The sequence below is a fragment of the Blastococcus sp. KM273129 genome, assembly GCF_021698995.1.
Taxonomy (GTDB): Bacteria; Actinomycetota; Actinomycetes; order Mycobacteriales; family Geodermatophilaceae; genus Blastococcus.
The window spans coordinates 62,114-82,934 of record NZ_SSXB01000008.1; the positions used below are offsets into that span (position 1 = coordinate 62,114).

General features: G+C 76.8%; 15 protein-coding genes and 1 pseudogene. 11 read left to right on the plus strand and 5 right to left on the minus strand.

Annotated elements, in window-relative coordinates:
* Nucleotides 1–25 precede the first annotated feature (25 nt).
* The 4 genes from E9565_RS04035 to E9565_RS04050 all read left to right on the plus strand — a co-directional run bounded on the left by E9565_RS04035 (nt 26) and on the right by E9565_RS04050 (nt 3,725).
* A complete protein-coding gene (locus E9565_RS04035; RefSeq protein WP_236825961.1) occupies nt 26–907 on the plus strand; it encodes a universal stress protein in 882 nt (293 codons plus the stop codon).
* Complete coding sequence (locus tag E9565_RS04040) at nt 904–1,431, plus strand: flavodoxin domain-containing protein (RefSeq protein ID WP_236825962.1); 528 nt, start codon at nt 904–906, stop codon at nt 1,429–1,431. The genes E9565_RS04035 and E9565_RS04040 overlap by 4 nt, the downstream gene beginning before the upstream one ends.
* 32 nt (nt 1,432–1,463) lie before the next feature.
* Nucleotides 1,464–1,904 carry a pyridoxamine 5'-phosphate oxidase family protein gene (locus E9565_RS04045; protein ID WP_236825963.1) on the plus strand — a complete coding sequence of 147 codons (441 nt, stop codon included), beginning with the start codon at nt 1,464–1,466 and terminating at the stop codon, nt 1,902–1,904.
* Between the two features lie 66 nt (nt 1,905–1,970).
* Nucleotides 1,971–3,725 carry a GAF domain-containing protein gene (locus E9565_RS04050; protein WP_236834134.1) on the plus strand — a complete coding sequence of 585 codons (1,755 nt, stop codon included), beginning with the start codon at nt 1,971–1,973 and terminating at the stop codon, nt 3,723–3,725.
* Between the two features lie 12 nt (nt 3,726–3,737).
* Here the strand turns inward: E9565_RS04050 and E9565_RS04055 are convergent, their stop codons facing one another.
* Nucleotides 3,738–4,412 (minus strand): response regulator transcription factor, encoded by a 675-nt coding sequence (locus E9565_RS04055; RefSeq protein WP_236825965.1) that lies wholly within the window; start codon nt 4,410–4,412, stop codon nt 3,738–3,740.
* A 222-nt stretch (nt 4,413–4,634) separates the two neighbouring features.
* Between E9565_RS04055 and E9565_RS04060 the strand changes: the two genes are divergently transcribed.
* Nucleotides 4,635–5,240: a flavodoxin domain-containing protein gene (locus E9565_RS04060; protein ID WP_236834135.1), complete on the plus strand. Its 606-nt coding sequence runs from the start codon at nt 4,635–4,637 to the stop codon at nt 5,238–5,240.
* A 1-nt stretch (nt 5,241) separates the two neighbouring features.
* Complete coding sequence (locus tag E9565_RS04065) at nt 5,242–6,261, plus strand: hypothetical protein (protein WP_236834136.1); 1,020 nt, start codon at nt 5,242–5,244, stop codon at nt 6,259–6,261.
* A gap of 50 nt (nt 6,262–6,311) precedes the next feature.
* On the opposite strand, the gene E9565_RS04070 is transcribed toward E9565_RS04065, so the two are convergent.
* Entirely contained in the window at nt 6,312–7,352 is a 1,041-nt protein-coding gene (locus tag E9565_RS04070) for an alcohol dehydrogenase catalytic domain-containing protein (protein ID WP_236825968.1), read from the minus strand.
* A 288-nt stretch (nt 7,353–7,640) separates the two neighbouring features.
* On the opposite strand from E9565_RS04070, the gene ppsA reads away from it, so the two are divergent.
* Nucleotides 7,641–9,968 carry a phosphoenolpyruvate synthase gene (gene ppsA / locus E9565_RS04075; RefSeq protein WP_236834137.1) on the plus strand — a complete coding sequence of 776 codons (2,328 nt, stop codon included), beginning with the start codon at nt 7,641–7,643 and terminating at the stop codon, nt 9,966–9,968.
* Nucleotides 9,965–10,885, plus strand: a complete 921-nt coding sequence (locus E9565_RS04080) for a universal stress protein (protein WP_236834138.1) — start codon at nt 9,965–9,967, stop codon at nt 10,883–10,885. The genes ppsA and E9565_RS04080 overlap by 4 nt, the downstream gene beginning before the upstream one ends.
* Before the next feature lie 9 nt (nt 10,886–10,894).
* On the opposite strand, the gene E9565_RS04085 is transcribed toward E9565_RS04080, so the two are convergent.
* The gene (locus E9565_RS04085) at nt 10,895–13,552 is read right to left on the minus strand and encodes a GNAT family N-acetyltransferase (protein ID WP_236834139.1); all 2,658 of its coding nucleotides are present in this window, start codon (nt 13,550–13,552) and stop codon (nt 10,895–10,897) included.
* Between the two features lie 347 nt (nt 13,553–13,899).
* On the opposite strand from E9565_RS04085, the gene E9565_RS04090 reads away from it, so the two are divergent.
* Both E9565_RS04090 and E9565_RS04095 read left to right on the plus strand, forming a co-directional pair.
* Nucleotides 13,900–14,952, plus strand: coding sequence for a TerC family protein (locus E9565_RS04090; RefSeq protein WP_236825972.1), 1,053 nt, complete (start codon nt 13,900–13,902; stop codon nt 14,950–14,952).
* A 131-nt stretch (nt 14,953–15,083) separates the two neighbouring features.
* Nucleotides 15,084–15,908 (plus strand): DUF6544 family protein, encoded by an 825-nt coding sequence (locus E9565_RS04095; protein ID WP_236825973.1) that lies wholly within the window; start codon nt 15,084–15,086, stop codon nt 15,906–15,908.
* 2 nt (nt 15,909–15,910) lie between these two features.
* Here E9565_RS04095 and E9565_RS04100 read toward each other — a convergent pair whose 3' ends face one another.
* The gene (locus E9565_RS04100; RefSeq protein ID WP_236825974.1) at nt 15,911–17,008 is read right to left on the minus strand and encodes an acetate/propionate family kinase; all 1,098 of its coding nucleotides are present in this window, start codon (nt 17,006–17,008) and stop codon (nt 15,911–15,913) included.
* Between the two features lie 13 nt (nt 17,009–17,021).
* Nucleotides 17,022–19,322: pseudogene (locus tag E9565_RS23500) on the minus strand (phosphoketolase); the annotation flags it as partial.
* Nucleotides 19,323–19,436: 114 nt separating this feature from the next.
* On the opposite strand from E9565_RS23500, the gene E9565_RS04110 reads away from it, so the two are divergent.
* Nucleotides 19,437–20,726, plus strand: a complete 1,290-nt coding sequence (locus E9565_RS04110; RefSeq protein WP_236834141.1) for a D-arabinono-1,4-lactone oxidase — start codon at nt 19,437–19,439, stop codon at nt 20,724–20,726.
* The last annotated feature ends 95 nt before the right edge of the window (nt 20,727–20,821 follow it).

Consider the following 20,821-nt stretch of genomic DNA (forward strand, 5'->3'; position numbering starts at 1 on the left):
CCCGGCCCGGCTGGAAGGACCTCCCATGACCACCTCCCCGCACCCCCGCCCCGTCGTCGTGGGTGTCGACGCCTCGGAGGCGGCGCTGCACGCCGTGGCCTTCGCCGCGGACGAGGCCCGGCGGCGCGGCGCACCCCTGTCCCTCGTGCACGCCCTGACCTGGCCCTTCGGCGGGTTCAGCGACGCGAACGCGAGCCCGGAGGTGCAGTCGCTCGTCCGCGCCGCCGCGGAGGAGGTCCTCGGCGCCGCCGCAGGCGGTGCCGGGGGCGGTGTGGAGGTCACCGCCTCGCTGGCCGACGGCGACCCCGTGCACGCCCTGCGCGAGGCCGCGGCCACCGCCCAGCTCCTGGTGGTCGGCAGCCGGGGGGCCGGCGGCGTGACCGGGCTGCTCGTGGGGTCGACGGCAGCCGGGGTCGTCGGCCACGTGGCCTGCCCGGTGGTGGTCCTGCCGGACCCCGCCGCTGCCGTCGTCCGGCCGCGCCGGTCCGTGGTCGTGGGCGTCCGCGGCGCCCCCGACGACGACGAGGTGCTGGACTTCGCCTTCGCCGCGGCGGCCGCGCGCGGCACCGACCTCGTCGCGGTGCACGCCTGGCAGGACGTCGTCCTCGAGACCGCCTACCGGTCGCTCAGCCCGCTCGCCGAGCAGGCGGGCGTCGGCGGCGACGCGCAGCGGGTGCTCGCCGAGGCGCTGGCCGGCTGGCGGGACAAGGAGCCCGGCGTGCCGGTCCGCGAGGTCGTGGTGCGGGACCGGCCGGCGCGGGCGCTGGTCGCCGCCGGCGCGACCGCCGAGCTCCTGGTCGTCGGGCAGCGTCGCCGGCGCTGGCCGGGCCCCACCACCCACGGTGTGCTCCACCGCGCCACCTGCCCGGTGGCCGTGGTCCCGCTCCGCGAGGAGGCGGACCGGTGAGCGGCTCCCCGCGCCGGGTGCTGGTCACCGTGGCCAGCCGGCACGGCGCCACCGCCGAGATCGCCGCCGCGATCGCGCAGCGCCTGGCCGGGGGCGGCGCCGGCCTGGTCGCCGTGCCGGTGCCCGTGACGCAGCGCCCCGACCCCGCCGCGTTCGACGCGGTGGTCCTGGGCAGCGCCGTGTACGTCGGCCGCTGGCTCGAGGCCGCCCGCGAGTACGCCGCCACGCACGCGCCGGCGCTGCGCACGAAGGCGGTGTGGCTCTTCTCGAGCGGGCCGATCGGCGAACCGCCCTTCCCGCGCGACCTCCCGCACGACGTGGAGCCGCTGACCTCCCTGACCGGGGCACGGGGCCACGCGCTGTTCCCCGGGCGCCTCGACAAGGCGCACCTCACGCTCGGGGAGCGGGCGATGGTCACCGCGATGCGCGCGCCCGTCGGGGACTTCCGGGACTGGCCGGCCGTCCACGCCTGGGCGGACGGCATCGCGGCCGAGCTGGCGTCCCCCGCCGCGGTGCGGTCCTGAGACCGCCCGGCGCGGGGATCGGAGGTGGGTCCGTGGGTGAGCTGTCCCTCCCGCCCGGGGTCCTGCCCGTGGGTGCCCGGGTGCTCGACGAGGACGAGTGCCGGTCGCTGCTCCGCACCGCGGAGGTGGGCCGGCTGGCGGTCACCACGGGTGCCCTGCCCGCCATCGTCCCGGTCCCGTTCGCGGTGCACGACGGCGCCGTGGTCATCCCGACGTGCACGGGATCGGCCCTCGTCCCCGCCGTCCGCGGCGCGGTCGTCGCGTTCGCGGTGGACTCCTACCGCCCGCGGGACCTCGGCGGCTGGGGGGTGAACGTGGTCGGCCCGGCTCGCGTGGTCGCCGACCCGGCCGAGGCCGAGGGCCTCGCGGCCCTCCGGCTCTTCCCGGACGCGCTGACCGCGGGACGGTGCTTCGTCAGCGTCCGCATCGGTCTCCTGCGGGGGTGGCGGGTCGAGGATGACCGCCTCGGTTGAGCGATCCGGTACCGCTTCGGCCCGCGGCGTCTTCCACCCCGCAGGCACGGGTGGCAGGCTGGGCCCATGGCGGAGACCGGGCCGGACGTGCAGGGCCGCTCCGCCGTGCCGCCGGCCCGCCGTGGGAGTTCTGCGTCCCCGGAGGCCGCCGCCGCGCTGTCGGGGATGCGCCTGACCGAGCTGCTCGACGAGGTGCAGGAGCGGCTCGGCGTCGTCGCCCGCACGCAGGCGCGGGTGCAGCACCTGCTCGACGCCTTCCTCAGCGTGTCGACGGGGCTGGACCTGGACACCACGCTGCGGCGGATCGTCGAGGCCGCGACCGGCCTGGTCGACGCCCGCTACGGGGCGCTGGGCGTCCTCGGCCGGGACGGCGGCCTGGCCGCCTTCCTGCACGTCGGCATCGACGACGAGCTCGCCGCCCGGATGGGGCACCTCCCCGAGGGCAAGGGTGTCCTCGGGCAGCTCATCACCGAGCCCTACCCCCTGCGGATCGCCGACCTCCGCCAGCACCCGTCGTCCGTGGGGTTCCCGGACCACCACCCCGAGATGCGGACCTTCCTCGGTGTCCCGGTGCTCGTCCGCGGCGAGGTCTTCGGCAACCTCTACATGACGGAGAAGGCGTCCGGTGAGTTCACCGCCGAGGACGAGGCCGTGCTCACCGCCCTCGCCGGCGCCGCCGGGATCGCGATCGACAACGCGCGGTTGTTCGAGGAGGCGGAGACGCGGCGCCGCTGGACGACGGCGGTGTCCGACATCCGCGAGTCCCTGCTGGGCACCACCTCCCCGGAGGACGCGCTGGGCCTCGTGGCCGACCGGCTCACCGGGCTCACCGGGGCCGAGGCCACCTGGGTGCTCAGCGGCCCCGACCCGGCGGACGGCCGCTACACCGTGACCAGCCAGTGCAGCGTCCTGGAGCTGGAGGACACCGTCGGGGAGCGCATCCGGCCGGTGGACAGCCCGGTCCTCGGAGCGGTCGACGCGGCGGGGGCCGTCGCCTCCGTCGACCTCTCCGTAGTGGACTACACCGGGCCCAACGCCCACGTCCGCTGGGGCCCCTGCCTCGGCGTCCCGCTGCGCGGCTCGGAGGCCGGCCCGGCCGTCGTCGTGCTGGCCCGGCGGGCCGGGGCGCCCCCGTTCCCCGACTCGCTGCGACCGCTGGTCGGCGCCTTCGCCGACCAGGTGGTGGTCGCCCTGGACCTGGCCGCCCGGCAGCGGCTCTCCCGCCGGCTCGACGTCTACGAGGACCGCGACCGCATCGCGCGGGACCTCCACGACCTGGTCATCCAGCGCGTCTTCGCCGCCGGGCTGGCCCTCCAGTCGGTGATGCCGCGCGTCGCCGACCACGAGGCCCGTCGCCGCATCCAGGGGGTCGTCGAGCAGCTCGACGGCACCGTCCGCGACATCCGGACGACCATCTTCGACCTGCACACCACCGACTCCTCCGGGGAGAGCCTGCGCCGGCAGCTCCTCGACGTGGTCACCAAGACCGCGGGCGACGCCGTCCACGCCACCGTGCGGATGTCGGGGGCGGTCGACAGCCTGGTGTCCGGTGAGCTCGCCGCGGACGTGCTGGCGGTCGTGCGGGAGGCGGTCAGCAACGCCGCTCGGCACTCCGGCGGCCGGCACGTCACCGTGACGCTCGACGTCACCGACGACGTGGTCGTCGAGGTGGTGGACGACGGGCGCGGCATCGACGAGGGCGCGGCACGCAGCGGGCTGCGCAACCTGGCCGACCGGGCCCAGCGGCGGGGTGGCGCCGCCCTGGTCGCCGCGCTGCCCGACGGCGGGAGCCGGTTGCGCTGGAGCGCCCCGGTCCGCTGAGCCGGGCCGCGGTCAGCGCGGCCGGCCGCCGGGGGCCGCGTTGCGCAGCTCCGCGGCGAGCACGGCCGCCTGGGTCCGTCGCTCCAGGCCCAGCTTGGCCAGCAGGTGGGAGACGTAGTTCTTCACCGTCTTCTCGGCGAGGAACATGCGCTCCCCGATCTGCCGGTTGGTGAGACCTTCCCCGATCAGCTCCAGCACGGTGCGCTCCTGGTCGCTGAGCTTCGCCAGCGGCCCCGCGGGCTCGGCGGCGCGGCGCATCCTCTCCAGCACGGCCGTGGTCGCGGTCGGGTCGAGCAGCGAGCCGCCTGCCGCCACGGTGCGGACGGCGCTGACCAGGTCCTGCCCGAGGATCTGCTTGAGCAGGTAACCCGACGCGCCGGCCATGATCGCTTCGAAGAGCGCCTCGTCGTCGCTGTAGCTGGTGAGCATGATGACCTTGAGGTCGGGCATCCGGGACCGCAGCTCGCGGCAGACCGTCACGCCGTCACCGTCGGGCAGCCGCACGTCGAGGACGGCGACGTCGGGCCGGAGCGCCGGGACCCGGGCCAGCGCCTCCGCGGCGTTCTTGCCCTCGCCGACCACGGTGATCTCGCCGGAGCCCTCCAGGACGTCGGCGACGCCCCGGCGGACGATCTCGTGGTCGTCGACCAGGAAGACCTTGACGGGGCTGGGCTGCTCGGTGTTCACGCGACCATCCTGCGGGGTGTCCGCCCGTACCCGGGCGCGGCCGTCGGGCGGCACCGGCGGGCGCCCCCGTCCGGGCAACGCTAGGGACCCAGCGGCCGGGTGGCGCAGGGCCGAAGTTCCCGACCTCGCACCGCCGACCGGCGACGCGGGCAGGGCCCGCCAGCGGCCCGCCGGGGACCTCCGTCCCTCCCGGGCACGTGGCCGCTCGGGCACCGTGGCGCCATGGACGCACCGCTCCGGGTCACCGTCGCGCACGCCTCCGCTGCCGGGTCCACCGCCGAGGTGGCCGAGGAGATCACCGCCGTGCTCACCGGCCGGGGGTACCAGACGACGTGCCGGCCGGCCGGCCCGGACCTCGACCCGCACGACGCCGATGCCCTCGTCGTCGGCAGCGCGGTGCACGACATGGCGTGGCTGCCCCCGGCGCTGGAGTTCCTGGGCCGGGCGGCGGCCTCCGGGCGACCGACCTGGTGCTTCAGCGTCGGCGGCCTGGCCGAGCCGTACGGGAGCCGGCGCGCGCGGTTCCTGAGCGCAGGAGAGCTGCGACGCATCGAGCAGGGCTTCCCGCGCGGCTTCCGCCCTCGCGACCACCACATGTTCGCCGGTGTGGTGGACCTCGCCCGCTCCCCGCTGTGGGGCCGGGTGTTCTACCGCCTGACCGGGACGGGTGCCGGTGACCACCGCGACCGGCCGGCGATCCGGGCCTGGGCCGCCACGGTCGCCGACGGGCTCGACGACGCCGCACCGCGGCCCGGGGAGCCGGCGCCGCCCGGGCGACGCGCGGCACCGGACGGACCCCGCCCGCAACCGGGCCGATCGAGGAGTTGACGTGCTGACCACCCACCTGGACCGGACGACGGCCCGTGCGGCCATCGCGCTCGCCAACCGCGCCCCCTCGGTGCACAACTCGCAACCGTGGCGGTGGCGCATCGGGGACGACTCCGTCCACCTCTTCGCCGACCCCGGGCGCGCGCTCCCGGCCACGGACCCCGACGGCCGGGACCTCCGGTACAGCTGCGGGGCGGCGCTGCACCACCTCCGCGTGGCGCTGCTGGCCGCCGGCCTGGGCTCCACCGTCCACCGGCTGCCCGATCCGCACCACCCCGAGCACCTCGCCGCCGTGGAGCTGGCGCACGGGCGGCCGATGCCCCCGGACCTCGCGCTGGCGCAGGCCATCGAGCGGCGGCACAGCGACCGGCGGGTGTTCTCGACCTGGCCGGTCCCGCCGGAGTTCCTCGAGGAGCTCCGCGACGCGGCCGACGGCCAGGGCGCGCAGCTGCAGGTGCTCGAGGGCTCCGCGCAGCGGGACCTCGTGGCCCGCCTCGTCGAGCACGCCGGCGTCGAGCAGGCCCTGACCCCCGGCCTGGCGCAGGAGACGGCGACGTGGACCGGGCGGTCCCGCGGCGCGCGGGAGGGCGTCCCGGCGGCCAACGTGCCCGGCAGCCCGGACGGGGTGGTACCGGTCCGGCACTTCGGGGCCGGGGAGCAGGGCCAGAACGCCCTCGGTGAGGAGGAGTCCGACGGCACGGTGCTGGCGGTGCTGGCGGTGCTGGCCACCCCGGCCGACGACCCGGTCGAGCAGCTCCGGGCGGGCGAGGCGCTGAGCGCCGTCCTCCTCACGGCGACCCGCCAGGGCCTGGCCACCGATCCGATCAGCCAGCCGCTGGAGGTGCCGGAGACGCGCGCGCGGCTGCGGGACGTCCTGGCCGACGGCGGGGAGCCCCACATGGTCGTGCGGCTCGGGTGGGCCCCGATCAGCGCCGAGCCCGTCCCGCGCACCGGCCGCCGCCCGCTGGCCGACACGATCGAGCCGCTGGACCACCCCTGGCCCCCGGGCCAGGGCTCCTGAGCACGCGGTGGGGGCCGCCGGACCGCTGGTCCGACGGCCCCCGCACGTCGTCACCTCCGGGAGATGCTCACCTTGAGCGCCTCGGAGGCGACCGGGTCGTCGAACACGTCGTAGGCCCGGGGCACCTCGTCGAACCCGAACCGGTGGGTCACCATGCGCCCGGCGTCCAGCCGACCGGCGCGCAGCATGCGGAGCAGCATCGGGGTGGAGGAGGTGTCCACCAGCCCGGTGGTGATCGTGACGTCCCGGATCCAGAGGTCCTCGAGGTGCAGTGTCGTGGGCCGGCCGTGGACGCCGACGTTGGCCACCCGCCCGCCGGGCCGCACGAGCTCCACCGCCATGTCGAACGTGCCGGGCAGCCCGACGGCCTCGACGGTGACGTCGGCGCCGAGCCCACCGGTGAGGCCACGCACCGTCTCGGCCACCGCGTCGTCGGGCGACAGCGCCAGGTCGGCGCCGAACGCGGTCGCCGCGGCCCTCCGGCTCGCCACCGGGTCGACGACCACGATGCGCTCCGGGCTGTAGAGCCCCGCGGTCATGACGGCCGCCAGGCCGATCGGTCCGGCGCCGACGATGACCACCGTGTCGCCGGGCCGTACCCCACCGTTGAGGGCCCCCACCTCGTAGGAGGTCGGGAAGATGTCGGCGAGCATGAGCGCGGCCTCGTCCGAGACGTCGTCGGGGAGCCTGTGCACGGAGCCGTCGGCGAAGGGCACCCGCACCGCCTCGGCCTGCACGCCGTCGACGGTGTGCCCCAGGATCCACCCGCCGCCGCCCTGGCACTGGCCGTACCGGGCCTCGCGGCAGAAGCGGCACCGACCGCAGGCGGTGATGCAGGAGACGAGCACCCGGTCACCGGGTCGCACGGTGCGCACACCGGGGCCGACCTCCTGCACCGTGCCGACCGCCTCGTGGCCCAGGACGCGGCCGCTGGCCACCTCCGGCACGTCACCGCGCAGGATGTGCAGGTCGGTGCCGCAGATGGTGAACGCGTCCACCCGGACCACCGCGTCCTCCGGGTCCTCGATGCGGGGGTCGGCCACCTCCTCCCAGGACCTCTTACCGGGGCCGTAGTAGACCAGCGCCAACATGTCCGTCTCCTCGTCGTCGGGGGGGGGTGCCCGGTCAGTCCAGCCGTGGTGCCGGGGCCGCCACCACGTCCGCTCGTCCGTCGCCGGGGGGCCGAAGGTCCGGCGGCGCGCCCGGTGGGCGCCGGTCCGCTCCCCGAGGGCCCTAGGTCCGTGCCGGGCCGGGCCCCCGGACCCGGGTCGCGCGGGCGTCACCCCAGCAGGCTGGGGCCCGAGACGCCCCGGGAGAGGAGCAGCCATGCCAGGACAGGTGCGCACCCCGTCGACCGCCCGCCACCACGAGGTGCGGCGGTGACCGCCCAGGCGCCGGAGCGGACCGGGCTGGTCGCCCGGCTGGCCGACGTCCGGCTGGCGGACGTCGACCGGGTCGGCGGCAAGGGGGCCAACCTGGGGGCGCTGCTGGGCGCCGGTCTCCCGGTCCCGGACGGCGTGGTGGTGACGGCCGGCGCCCTGCGCACGGCGGTCGCGACGGCCGGGCTCACCGCGGAGCTGGCCCGGCGGCACGACGCGGCGCTCGCCGCGGCCCGGCCCGGCGCACCCGCCGCCGTCCGCGACGGCCTGGCGGGGAAGTGCCGGGCGGTGCAGGACCTGGTGCACCGTGCCGGGGCGCCCCCGGCCCTCGTGGCGGAGCTGCGCACCGCGTACGCCGCCCTCGGGGAGGACCCTCCCGTCGCGGTCCGCTCGTCCGCCGTCGGCGAGGACAGCGACGAGGCCTCCTTCGCCGGGATGAACGCCAGCTTCACCAACGTGGCCGGTCCCGATGCGGTGCTCCGCGCCGTCGTGGACTGCTGGGCCTCGGTCTTCGCCCCGCGGTCGGTCGCCTACCGGGCCGAGCGGGGCCAGACCGACGTCCCGGACCTGGCCGTCGTCGTCCAGCTGATGGTCACCGCCCGCCGGTCAGGGGTGGCCTTCACCGCCGACCCCGTCAGCGGCCGGCGCGACCGCGTGGTGGTGGAGGCCGCCTGGGGCCAGGGCGAGGTCGTGGTGAGCGGCGAGGTGGAGCCCGACACCTACGTGCTGGACGCCGCCGGTCCCCGGCTGCTGGGGGTGCACCGGGGCACCCAGCGGGTGCAGGTGGTCCGCGGTGCGGACGGGGCCGACCGCACCGCACCGGTCGATGCTGGCGGCCCCCCGGTGCTCTCCGAGCAGGACGCCGTCGAGGTCGCCGGCCTGGCCCTGCGGGTGCAGGCCCTGCACGGGCGGCCGCAGGACGTCGAGTGGGCGGCCGACGACGAGCGGTTCTGGCTGGTCCAGGCCCGGCCGGTCACCACGCTCGGCCGCGGTGCACCCGACCCGACCGGGGGGGAGCCCGGCACCGCGCCCCTGCTGCGCGGCCTGGCCGCCTCGCCGGGCCGCGCGTCCGGCCGGGTCCGGGTGCTGCACTCCCCCGGTGAGGGTGACCGGCTGCAGGACGGCGAGGTGCTGGTCGCCCCGCTGACCAACCCCGACTGGATGCCGGCCATGCGCCGCGCGGCGGCGGTGGTCACCGACAGCGGCGGGATCACCTGCCACGCGGCGATCGTCGCCCGCGAGCTCGGCGTTCCCGCGGTCGTCGGCACCCGGACGGGGACGACCGCCCTCTCCGACGGCACGGCGGTCACCGTCGACGGGGACGCCGGCGTGGTGCTCGCCGGCCGGCACGCTCCGGCCCCGGCGACGGCGGCGCCGTCCCGGTCGGCCGGGACGCAGGAGGCGGTGGAGACCACCGGCACCGGGCTGCACGTCAACCTCGCCGACCCCGGGCAGGCGGCCGCCGCGGCGGCGCTCCCGGTGGACGGCGTGGGCCTGCTGCGGGCCGAGCTGCTGCTGACGCGGGCGCTGCGCGGCCGGCACCCGTCGGAGATGATCGCGCGTGGCGAGGCCGACGAGGTGGTGGCGGCGCTGGCCGGCTCGCTGCGCACCATCGCCGCCGCCTTCGCCCCCCGGCCGGTCGTCTACCGCACCGCGGACCTGCGCTCGAACGAGTTCCGCGGGCTGGCCGGCGGGGCGGCCCACGAGCCGGTCGAGGACAACCCGATGATCGGGCTCCGCGGCTGCATCCGGTACGTCCACGACCCGTCCCTGCTCCGGCTCGAGCTGGCCGCGCTGGCGCAGGTCCGCGAGGAGTTCCCCGGCGTCGCCGTCATGGTCCCGTTCGTGCGCACCCGCTGGGAGCTGGAGGAGTGCCTGCACCTGATCGACGCCAGCCCGCTGGGGCGCCAGCGCGGCCTCCGCCGGTGGGTGATGGCCGAGGTCCCGTCGGTGGCGTACTGGCTGCCGGAGTACATCGGCCTGGGCATCGGCGGCGTCTCCATCGGCAGCAACGACCTCACCCAGCTGGTGCTCGGGGTCGACCGCGACTCCGCGGACCTCGCCGACCTCTTCGACGAGGCCGATCCGGCCGTGCTCGCCGTCATCGGCTCGGTGATCGCGACCGCCCGGCGGATGGGCGTCCCCTCGTCGCTCTGCGGCCAGGCCCCGTCCCGGCGGCCGGAGTTCGTCGAGCACCTGGTCCGGGCCGGCATCGGCTCGGTGTCGGTGGAGCCCTCCGCCGTCGGCGCGACCCGGCACGCGCTGGCGGCCGCCGAGCGCCGGTTGCTCCTGGAGGCGGCCCGGCGCTCCCCGGGGGTGCCGGCGTGACCGGCACGGCGGTGGGCCGGCCCGTCGCCGTCGGCGTGGACGGTTCCGCCGACGCCTCGGCGGCGTGCCGCGCCGCCGGTGAGGAGGCGGTCCGCCGTGGTGTGCCGGTGGAGCCGGTGCTCGTCTTCCCGTGGCGCCCCGGCGAGCGCGTCCCCGGCCCCCGGGGCTTCGACACCCGCGCCGTCCTGCGGGTCGCGGCCGACCTCGCGCTGGACACCGCCGTCGACGAGCTCCGCCGGCGTCACCCGGGGCTCGCCGTGCGGCCGCGGCTGGTCGAGGGCGACCCCGTCGACGTGCTGGTCGGTGCCTCGCGGTCGGCGCAGCTGCTCTGCCTCGGCTCGCAGAGCACCGGCTCGCTCGAGGACGTGCTGCTGGGGTCGACGGCGGCGGGCGTGGTGCGTGGCGCGGCCTGCCCGGTCCTCGTCGTCCCCCGGCGGGCGGTCAGGACGGTCCGCGGCCGGGCCGGCGTCGTCGTCGGCGTGGAGGACGGCACGGACGACGACGTGGTCGCGGCCGCGTTCCGGGCAGCGGCCGACCGCGCGTGCGGGCTCGTCGCCGTGCACACCTGGCGGCACCCCGCCCCGGGGCCCGCCCACCTCGCGCTCGACCCCCTGGTCGGGGACGAGGCCGCGCAGCGGCGCGAGGAGGACCTGCTGTCCGATGTGCTCGCGCCGTGGACCGCGCGGTACCCGCAGGTCCCGGTGCGGCAGGTCGTCGAGCGCGGCCGCGCGGCGGAGGTGCTGCTGTCCGCCTCGCTGACCGCCGAACTGCTCCTGGTGGGACGCCGTTCCCGGTGGGGCGGCGTGCTGGGCGGGCTGCGGTCCACGACCAACGCGGTGCTGCACCGCGCCGGGTGCCCCGTCCAGGTCGTGCCGACCGGCGCCCCGGCGAGGTCCCGGTCGACCGCGCCCGCGTGAGCGCCCCGGTCAACCGCGCACGGGGCGGACCCGCACGCGCACGTCCAGCGCCTGCGCGTCCTGCGGCGTCACCACCAGCGGGTTGACGTCGATCTCGGCGACCTCCGGCAGCGCGTCGGCCAGCCAGGCGACCTGCCGCAGGCACCTGGCGACCGCATCGGCGGCCAGGGTCCGCCCGTGCACGGTGGCGAACAGGCCGGTGCCCGCCAGCATCTCCGCGACGTCCGCCTCGCCGACCGGCGCCAGGCGGTGCACGCGGTGGCCGAGCGCGTCGGTGGCCCGGCCGCCGGGCCCGAGCACCACCACGGCACCGGCCGCCTCGTCGTGCACCGCGCCGACCAGGAACTCGTCCCCGGCGGGCACGACCGGCTGCACCACCGCACCCAGCCAGTCCCCCGCGGCGCGGCGCTGCCACGCCGCGACGATCCCGGCCACGTCCCCGGCGGCCACGGGCAGCCGGAGCAGGCCGGCATCCGCCTTGTGCACCGCACCCCGGACCACGCCCTTGACCGCCACCGGCCCGGCGAGCCCGGTGGCCGCGGCCGCCGCCTCCTCCGGCCCCTCCGCCCACGAGGTCGGGACCACGCGCAGCCCCGCCGCGTCGCACAGCGCGGCGACCTCGTCCGGGAGGAGCCAGTCGCCCTCCGGCGCCCGGGCGAGCGCGGCCCGCACCACGGCCCGCGCGGCCACGACGTCGCCCGACGCCGGGGGGACCGCCCCGCGCGGACGGCCCAGCCACGCGGCGCGCCGCCACGCCACCCCGAGCGCCCGGGCAGCGACGGCGGGCTCGGTGACCGAGGTCAGGAACCGGCTCCCGCCGGGGAGGGGCAGGGCGCACGCGACGCCGTCCCCGGCCAGGCGCACGTCGACCACGGGTGCGGGGTCGACCGCGGCGGCCAGCACGGCGGGCACGGCCGGGCCGGGATCGCTCACGGCCGTGGGGACGGTCACGGTGACGACCGCCCCGACGCGGGGGTCGCCGGTCAGCACGCGGAGCGCGGCGGCGAACTCCGACCGCGTGACCGCCGCGCCGGCGTCCACGGGGTTGACGGTGCTCGCCAGCGGCGGGAGCAGTGCGGCGAGCCGCGCCCGCAGGTCGTCGGGCAGCGGCTCCAGCGGCAACCCCTCGGCGGCGCACGCGTCCGCCGCCAGCACTCCGCCGCCGCCGACGTTCGTGAGCACCACGACCGTCCCGGTGCGGGGCAGCGGCTGCCCCCGCAGCAGCCCGACCGCGGCCGTCAGCGTCGACAGGTCCGCCACCGGCTGGATGCCGGCCGCGGCGTAGGCGGCCTCGCGGACGGCGTGCGGCGACGCCGACCGGGCGGTGTGGGACGCGGCGGCCCGCGCACCCGCGGTGGAGGTGGCCGACTCGAGCGCGAGCACGGGCACCCGGCGGGCCAGGTGCTCCGCGGTGCGGACCAGCCCCCGGAGGTCGGGCTCGGACTCCGCGTAGAGGACGACGACCCGGGTGGCCGGGTCCTGGTCCAGCCAGGCCAGCACGTCCCGGGCCCCGGCGTCGTGGGCGTCGCCGATCGCGGCCATCGCCGACAGCCCCAGCCCGAGCCGCTGGAGGGCGGCGGCCACCGCGATGACGACCCCGCCGGACTGCGCCACCAGGCCGACGTCGCCCACCGGGACGGCCTGGCCGGCGAAGGTCACGTCGAGGTGGGCCGGCGGGCCGGGCGAGGCCACGCCGACGCTGTTGGGCCCCACCATCCGCATGCCGTACCGGTCGGCCAGCTCCCGGACCCGGCCACCGAGCCCCGGGACGCCGGGGAAGCCCCCGGAGAGCACCACCAGCGCCCGCACGCCGGCCTCGCCGCACTCGGCGACGACCTCCTCGATGCCGGCCGCCGGCACCGCCAGGACGGCGAGGTCGACGGGTGCCGGGACGTCGCGCACCGACGCCCGGCAGGGGTAGCCCTCGATCTCGTCCGCGTGCGGGTTGACCGCGTGCACCGGCCCCGGGAAGCCCGCCGCCCGGAGGCTGCGGAGGACCGCGCGGCCCACCGAGCGCTCGCCGCGGCCGGCGCCCACGACCGCGATCCCCCGCGGCCGGAACACCGGGTCCAGGCCGCCCGCCGCGGCCGTCCGGAAGCGGTCCTCGGCGGCCGTGCGGTAGCGGTCACCGGGGTCCAGGACGATCTCGACGGCGGTCCCGGTGCCCTCGCGCGTCGTCGCCATCGGCATGCCCAGGCCGGTGAGCACCTGCATCATCGGGCCGTTCTCGGCCAGCACGTAGGCCTGCAGCCGCCGCACCCCCCAGCGCAGCGCGACGGCGGCGACCTCCTCGAGCAGTGCCGTGGCCACGCCCTCGTGCCGCTGCGCGGGGTCCACCACCGCCGCCACCTCGGCCAGGTCGCCGCCGGCCGGGAGCAGCTGGACGGCGCCCACCAGCCGGCCCCGGACCCGCGCCCCCAGGGTCAGCGCGCCGCCGTCGGGGTCGAGCGTGCGCACCACGTACCCCTCGAGGTCCCCGGGGTGCAGGGTGGCAAAGCGCAGGTAGCGGTCGCGGTCGGGCAGCCGCCGGTGCAGGTCCAGCAGCTCCGCGGCGTCCCGCGGCCCCAGCGCGGTCAGGACGGCCGGCACCCCCGACCGGAGCAGCACGCGTGCGGGCCGCGCCGGCACCTGCCGGGCCGCCACGGCACCGGGCGTCGTCCCGCTCACCGCACCTCCCCGCAGCCGGGTGCCCGGCGGGCGCCCACCACGGCACGCTGCCGGAACCGCCCGCCGCCGGGACAGGGACCTCCGGCCCCCTCGGCCGGGACGTCCGCAGCGCTGCCGGGCCGCGAGCCGGCGGGCGACCCGGACGGCACCCGAGCTCCGTCGCCGTGGCCACCGGGGCGCCCGCGGTGGCGCCCGATGTACGAACTGTGCTTCACTCTTCTCGCGGAGGGGAGTACCCCCCAGCACCTCGTCGTCAGTACGGGTCCCCGTGGGTCCCGGCGAGGTGGGCCCCGGCAGGGGCCGGGAGAGACCTCCGGTTGGCCCCACCGACCGGAGGAGAAGCGCTCGTGGACGTCCCCCTGTGGCTCTGGGCCGCCGTGCTCGGCCTGGTGCTCGGCATGCTCGCCGTCGACCTGTTCGCCCACCGCCGTGCCCACGTCATCGGGGTGCGGGAGGCGGCCGCCTGGTCGGCCGTGTGGGTGGCGATCGGCGTCGGCTTCGGCGCCTGGGTGTGGTGGTCCTACGGGGCCGAGCTCGGGCAGCAGTACTACGCCGGCTACCTGATCGAGAAGTCGCTGGCCGTGGACAACGTGTTCGTCTGGGCCATCCTCTTCACCTACTTCGCCGTCCCCCGGGAGTACCAGCACCGGGTGCTGTTCCTGGGCGTGGTGGGCGCGCTGGTGTTCCGCGGGCTGTTCATCGCCGGCGGCTCGGTGCTGATCGCCAGCTTCGGCTGGGTGCTGTACGTCTTCGCCGCGTTCCTGCTGCTGACCGGCTACCGGATGCTCCGCCAGCGCAACGACCACCTCGACCCGGACCGGTCCCGCGTCCTCCGGCTGTTCCGCCGCTGGGTGCCGATGACCGACGTGTACCACGGGCAGCGGTTCCTGGTCCGCCGCGGCGGGAAGCTGCTCGCCACCCCGCTGCTGGCGGTGCTCGTGCTGGTCGAGGTCACCGACGTCCTCTTCGCCGTCGACTCGATCCCGGCGATCTTCGCGGTCACCGACGAGCCCTTCCTCGTCTTCACGGCCAACGCCTTCGCCGTCCTCGGGCTGCGGGCCATGTACTTCCTGCTCGCCGACCTCATCCACCGCTTCGTGTACCTGAAGACCGGGCTGGCGCTGGTGCTGGTGTGGGTCGGCATCAAGATGCTGCTCAAGATCGACGTCTTCTACATCCCGACGACGATCAGCCTCGCCGTGGTCGCGACGATCATCGGCACCTCGGTCTGGCTGAGCCTCCGCGCCACCCGGGGTCAGGGGCGGCAGGCCCTGCCGGCGCCGGCCGACCCCCCGTTCGCGGTCGCGACCCCGGAGGAGGACGCCGTGCTCGAGCCGGTGTGGCGCCGTCGCCCGGTTGCGGCGGAGCGGGGTCGCACCGACGACCAGGTGCGCACCTGAGGGCCCCGGGACCTCGGTCCCGGGGCCCGGGGCCGTCGGGCGGTGCCGGGGACGGTCCGGTCGCCCTAGCGTCGGCCCCGCCCGGACGCCCTCGCGGCGTCACCCCTTCCGGCAGCGCCCCTGAGGAACCCATGCTCACCTCCACGTCAGCGGGTCGCGGCACCGTCCCGCACGGCCGGCCCCCGCGGCCCTTCCGCCGGAGGGTCGCCGCGAGCGGCCTGCCGCAGGGCCCGCCCACCCCGGGCACCGTCTCCGAGGCCGATCTCGCCCCGCTGCCCCCGGCGGCCGCGCGGTACCTGCGGGCGATGGGGGTGCTCGGGCGGCCCCGGACGTGGTCCCTCCGGGCGCACCTGGTCGGCCGGTTCCGGCTCCGTCCCGGCGGGCCGTGGCTGCCGCTGGACGCCTGGCAGTACAACTCCGCCGTCGACGTCGCCCGCCTGTTCCGGATGCGTCTGCTCGTGGGGGGCGTGGTCCCGATGTGGGGGTGGGACACCTACCAGGACGGCGCCGGGCGCATGCTCGGCAAGGCCCTCGGTGTGGTGACCGTCGCCGACGGCTCCGGGCCGGAGTTCGACGTCGGCGAGCTGACCACCTGGCTCGACGACGCGGTCCTGCTCGCGCCGGCGATGCTCGTCCACCCGCGGACGAGGTGGGAGGACGCCGGGGAGGACGGCTTCTCCGTCGCGGTGACCGACGCCGGGCGGACCGTGCGGGCGACCGTGCTCCTCGACGACGACGCCCGGCCGCGGGACGTCCGCAGCGACGACCGCTGGGCGGACCTGCCGGGCGGGCCGGTGCGCACCACGTGGAGCACGCCGGTCGACGGCTGGCGCGTCGTGGACGGGATACCGCGGATGACCGGTGGGGCCGCCGTGTGGCACCTCCCGGACGGGCCGTACCGCTACGCCGAGCTCCGGGTCGCCGACCTCGCGTGGGACCTCCCGCCCGGCCGGTGACCTCAGCCGCCGAGCAGCTCCACCACCTGCCGGTGGATCTCCAGGTCCTCCCGGGCGGTGACCACCACCGTCCGCGCCGCCGCTCCGTCGGCGCTGACGTCGGCGTCGGTGGCGGCGACCTCGTTGCGGCCGGGGTCCAGCGCCAGCCCCAGGAAGGGCAGCGCGCCGGCGACGGCGGCCCGCACCCGGGGTGCGTGCTCGCCCACCCCGCCGGTCATCACCAGCAGGTCCAACCCGCCCGCGGCCGCCGTCATCGCCGCGACCTCGCGCACCAGCCGGTGCAGGTAGACGTCGAGGGCGAGCACGCAGTCGGCGTCGCCCGCGGCCACCCCGTCCAGCACCTCCCGCAGGTCGCCGGAGGTGCCGGACAGGCCCTTGAGGCCCGCGTGGTGCTCGAGCACGTCGGAGAGCTCCGGCACCGGGACGCCGCCGTGCTCCAGCAGCCACAGCACGAGCCCGGGGTCCAGCGTGCCCGGGCGGGTGTTCATGACCAGGCCGGCCAGCGGGGTGAAGCCCATGGTGGTGTCGACCGAGCGCCCGCCCCGCACGGCGGCCAGCGAGCCACCCGCGCCCAGGTGGCAGGAGACGATCCGCAGCTCCTCGACGGGGCGCCCGACCAGCTCGGCGCCGCGCCGCACGGCCCAGGCGTGGGAGAGCCCGTGGAAGCCGTACCGGCGCAGCTGGTAGCGCTCGTTCCACTCCCGCGGCACCGCGTACGTGGCCGCCGCCGGCGGCAGGGTGGCGTGGAAGGTCGTGTCGAAGCAGGCCACCGCCGGCACGCCGGGGAGCAGCTCCCCGGCCGCCCGCACGCCCGCGAGCGCACGCGGGTTGTGCAGCGGGGCGAGGTGGCTGATCGACCACAGGTAGGGCACCAGCACGTCGTCCACCACCGCCGGGCCGGAGTGCCGCGGGCCGCCGTGCACCACGCGGTGCCCGACGGCGTCCACCGGGCCGCACCCGGCGAGGAACTCCGTCAGCGGCGCCAGGTCGCCCTCGCCCCGCCAGCCCTCCACCGTCGTCCCCGCCGCCACCGTCCCGTCGTCGTCGACGACCGCGAGCTTCAGGCTGCTCGACCCCGCGTTGACGACGAGGACCCTCACGCCTCCGGTCGCGGGCGTGCGCGCCCACGTCGCGCAGCCGGGGGACCCGGTCGATGACGTCGATCGCCAGGTCGAACCGGTCGATCCGGTTCATCACGCACATGTCGAACGGGGTGGTCGTCGTCCCCTCCTCCACGTAGCCACGCACGTGCAGGTTCTCGTGGTTGGCCCGCCGGTAGGTCAGCCGGTGGATCAGCCAGGGGTAGCCGTGGTAGGCGAAGATCACCGGCTTGTCCGTCGTGAAGTAGGAGTCGAACTCGCGGTCGGAGAGGCCGTGCGGGTGCTCCCGGTCGTCCTGGAGCCGCATGAGGTCGACGACGTTGACCACGCGCATCCGCAGGTCGGGGAAGAGGCCGCGGAGGATCTCGACGGCCGCGAGCGTCTCCATGGTCGGCACGTCGCCGGCGCAGGCCAGGACGACGTCGGGCTCGGTGCCCGCGTCGGTGCTCGCCCACTGCCAGATGCCGATGCCCTTGGTGCAGTGCTCGACGGCGGCGTCCATGTCCAGGTACTGCAGCGCCGGCTGCTTCCCGGCCACCACCACGTTGACGTACTGCCGGCTGCGCAGGCAGTGGTCGGCGACCGACAGCAGGGTGTTGGCGTCCGGGGGCAGGTACACCCGCACGACCTCGGCCTTCTTGTTGACCACGTGGTCGATGAAGCCCGGGTCCTGGTGGGAGAACCCGTTGTGGTCCTGGCGCCACACGTGCGAGGTGAGCAGGTAGTTCAGCGAGGCGATCGGCCGCCGCCACGGGATGCCGTTGGTCGTCTTCAGCCACTTGGCGTGCTGGTTGACCATCGAGTCCACGATGTGGACGAACGCCTCGTAGCAGGAGAAGAACCCGTGCCGGCCGGTGAGCAGGTACCCCTCCAGCCACCCCTGGCAGGTGTGCTCGGAGAGGATCTCCATGACCCGGCCGTCGGGGGCGAGGTGGTCGTCGTCGGGGTGGCGCTCCGCGACCCAGGTGCGGTCGGTCGCCTCGAGCACCGCGCCCAGCCGGTTCGAGTTGTTCTCGTCGGGCGAGAAGACGCGGAAGGTGGACCCGTTCCGCCGCATCACGTCGCGCAGGAACGTGCCCAGCACGCGGGTGGCCTCCACCGCCCCGGTCCCGGGCTCGGGGACGTCGACGGCGTAGTCGCGGAAGTCGGGCAGCCGCAGCGGTTGCAGCAGCGCCCCGCCGTTGGCGTGCGGCGTCGCGCTCATCCGCCGCTCCCCCACCGGGTGCAGGTCGCGGACGGCGGGCACCGGGGTGCCGTCGGCGTCGAAGAGCTCCTCGGGGCGGTAGCTGCGCAGCCACTCCTCCAGCACCCGGCGGTGCCCGTCGTCGCCCCGCGCGTCGGCGAACGGGACCTGGTGCGACCGCCAGGAGCCCTCGACGCGGACGCCGTCGACCTCGGCCGGGCCGGTCCAGCCCTTCGGGGAGCGCAGCACGACCACCGGCCAGCGCGGGCGGGTGGCGTCGCCCTCCTGGCGGGCCCGGCGCCGGATCTCGGCGATCTCGTCGAGGCACTCGTCCAGCACCGCGGCGAACTGCTGGTGCATCACCGCGGGGTCGTCGCCGGCCACCAGCCGCGGGGCGTGGCCGTAGCCCCGCAGCAGCTCCAGCAGCTCCTCGTCACCGATGCGGGCGAGCACCGTCGGGTTGGCGATCTTGTAGCCGTTGAGGTGCAGGATCGGCAGCACCGCGCCGTCGCGGGCGGGGTCGAGGAACTTGTTCGAGTGCCAGCTGGTGGCCAGCGGGCCGGTCTCGGCCTCGCCGTCGCCGACGACCGCCGCCACGACGAGGTCGGGGTTGTCGAACGCCGCCCCGTAGGCGTGGGAGAGGACGTACCCGAGCTCCCCACCCTCGTGGATCGAGCCCGGGGTCTCCGGCGCCACGTGGCTGGGGATGCCGCCCGGGAAGGAGAACTGGGTGAACAGCCGGCGCATCCCCGCCTCGTCCTGCGAGACGTCGGGGTAGATCTCGCTGTAGGTGCCCTCCAGCCACGCCGCCGCGACCGGGCCGGGGCCGCCGTGCCCCGGCCCCATCAGGTACATCATCGAGAGGTCGCGCGCCCGGATGACCCGGTTGAGGTGCGCGTACACGAAGTTCAGGCCCGGGGTGGTGCCCCAGTGCCCGAGCAGCCGCGGCTTCACGTGCTCCGGCCGCAGCGGCTCGCGCAGCAGCGGGTTGCCCATCAGGTAGATCTGGCCCACGGAGAGGTAGTTCGCCGCCCGCCACCAGGCGTCCAGCGCCTGCAGCTCGTCGTCGGTCAGGGGTCCTGCCGGGCCCGCACCGGGCCGCTCGTCCACCGAGATCGCCACCCGTCGCACGCTAACGGCCCGGCGGGGCGGGGGCGAGGGCTCGGCGGCTCCCGCCGCGGTCGGGGATCATCGGACCTCCGGCGGGTCACCCGGCCGCCGGCCCCCAGCAGATCGCGAGCCAGCATGCCCGAGACGTCGACCGCCGCCCCCACCGAGCCGGGGACCAACTGGGCGGGCAACGTCGCCTACCGGGCCGCGCGGCTGCACCGCCCGGCGAGCCTGGCCGAGCTGCAGGCGGTCGTGGCCGGGAGCGAGCGGGTCAAGGCGCTGGGCTCCCGCCACTGCTTCAACGACATCGCCGACACCCCGGCCGACCTGGTGGCCCTCGACCGGCTGCCCGGCGAGGTCGAGCTGGAGCCCGCCCCGGACGGCGAGGGTGGTACGGCCTGGGTCCCCGGTGGTGCGCGCTACAGCGACGTGGTGCCCCGCCTGGCCGAGCACGGCTCCGCGCTGCACAACCTCGCCTCGCTGCCGCACATCACCGTCGCGGGCGCCACGGCCACCGGGACGCACGGCTCGGGCAACCGGAACGGCTCGCTCAGCACCGCCGTCGTCGGCCTGGAGCTGGTCCGCGCCGACGGCGAGCTGGTGCGGCTGTCGCCCGGGGACCCCGGCTTCGCCGGCGCGGTGGTCCACCTCGGCGCGCTCGGCGTGGTCACCCGGGTCGCCCTGCGGTACCAGCCCGCCTTCCGGGTGCGCACCGACGTCTTCGTCGGGCTGACCTGGGAGCGGCTGTTCGCAGACCTCGACGCCGTCGCCGACGCCGCCTACAGCGTCAGCGTGTTCACCGACTGGCGCGAGGTGACCCAGGTGTGGGTCAAGGCCCGCACGGACGAGCCCGGCGTCGTGCCGGAGGAGTTCTTCGGGGCCCGCGCCGCGACGGAACCCACCCACATGCTCCCGGGCACCCCGATCGAGAACCTCACCGACCAGCTGGGGCTGCCCGGTGAGTGGCACGAGCGGCTGCCGCACTTCCGCGCCGAGTTCACGCCGAGCAGCGGCGAGGAGCTGCAGACCGAGTACTTCGTCCCGCGGCGGCACGGGCGCGCCGCGTGCGAGGCGCTGCGCGCGCTCGCGCACCGGATCACGCCGCTGCTCCAGGTGAGCGAGCTGCGCACGGTGGCGGCCGACGAGCTGTGGCTGAGCCCGGCGTACGGCCAGGACGTGCTGGCGCTGCACTTCACCTGGCGGCCCGAGGAGGAGCGGGTGCGCGCGCTGCTGCCCGCGATCGAGGCGGCGCTGCGCCCGTACGGCGCCCGCCCGCACTGGGGCAAGCTCTTCACCACCGGCGCCGACGAGCTCGCCGCCCTCTACCCGCGGATGGGCGAGTTCCGCCGGCTCGTCCGCCGCTTCGACCCCCAGGGGGCCTTCCGCAACGACTACCTGGACCGGACGGTCGCCGCCTTCGGCTGACTGTGAGGCTGGCCGGGTCGGTCCTTCAGTGATGGGCTGACGGCCGGCAGCGGTGAGCGTGACCCGTCGTCTGACTGGCTTCGTGCCTTTGGCCG

What these genes read in the sequence shown, in the direction of transcription:
- E9565_RS04035 (WP_236825961.1), top strand. Translation starts at nt 26, where the DNA reads ATGACCACCTCCCCGCACCCCCGCCCCGTCGTCGTGGGTGTCGACGCC.
- E9565_RS04050 (WP_236834134.1), top strand. Translation starts at nt 1,971, where the DNA reads ATGGCGGAGACCGGGCCGGACGTGCAGGGCCGCTCCGCCGTGCCGCCG.
- E9565_RS04060 (WP_236834135.1), top strand. Translation starts at nt 4,635, where the DNA reads ATGGACGCACCGCTCCGGGTCACCGTCGCGCACGCCTCCGCTGCCGGG.
- E9565_RS04070 (WP_236825968.1), bottom strand. Translation starts at nt 7,352, where the DNA reads ATGTTGGCGCTGGTCTACTACGGCCCCGGTAAGAGGTCCTGGGAGGAG.
- E9565_RS04095 (WP_236825973.1), top strand. Translation starts at nt 15,084, where the DNA reads ATGCTCACCTCCACGTCAGCGGGTCGCGGCACCGTCCCGCACGGCCGG.
- E9565_RS04110 (WP_236834141.1), top strand. Translation starts at nt 19,437, where the DNA reads ATGCCCGAGACGTCGACCGCCGCCCCCACCGAGCCGGGGACCAACTGG.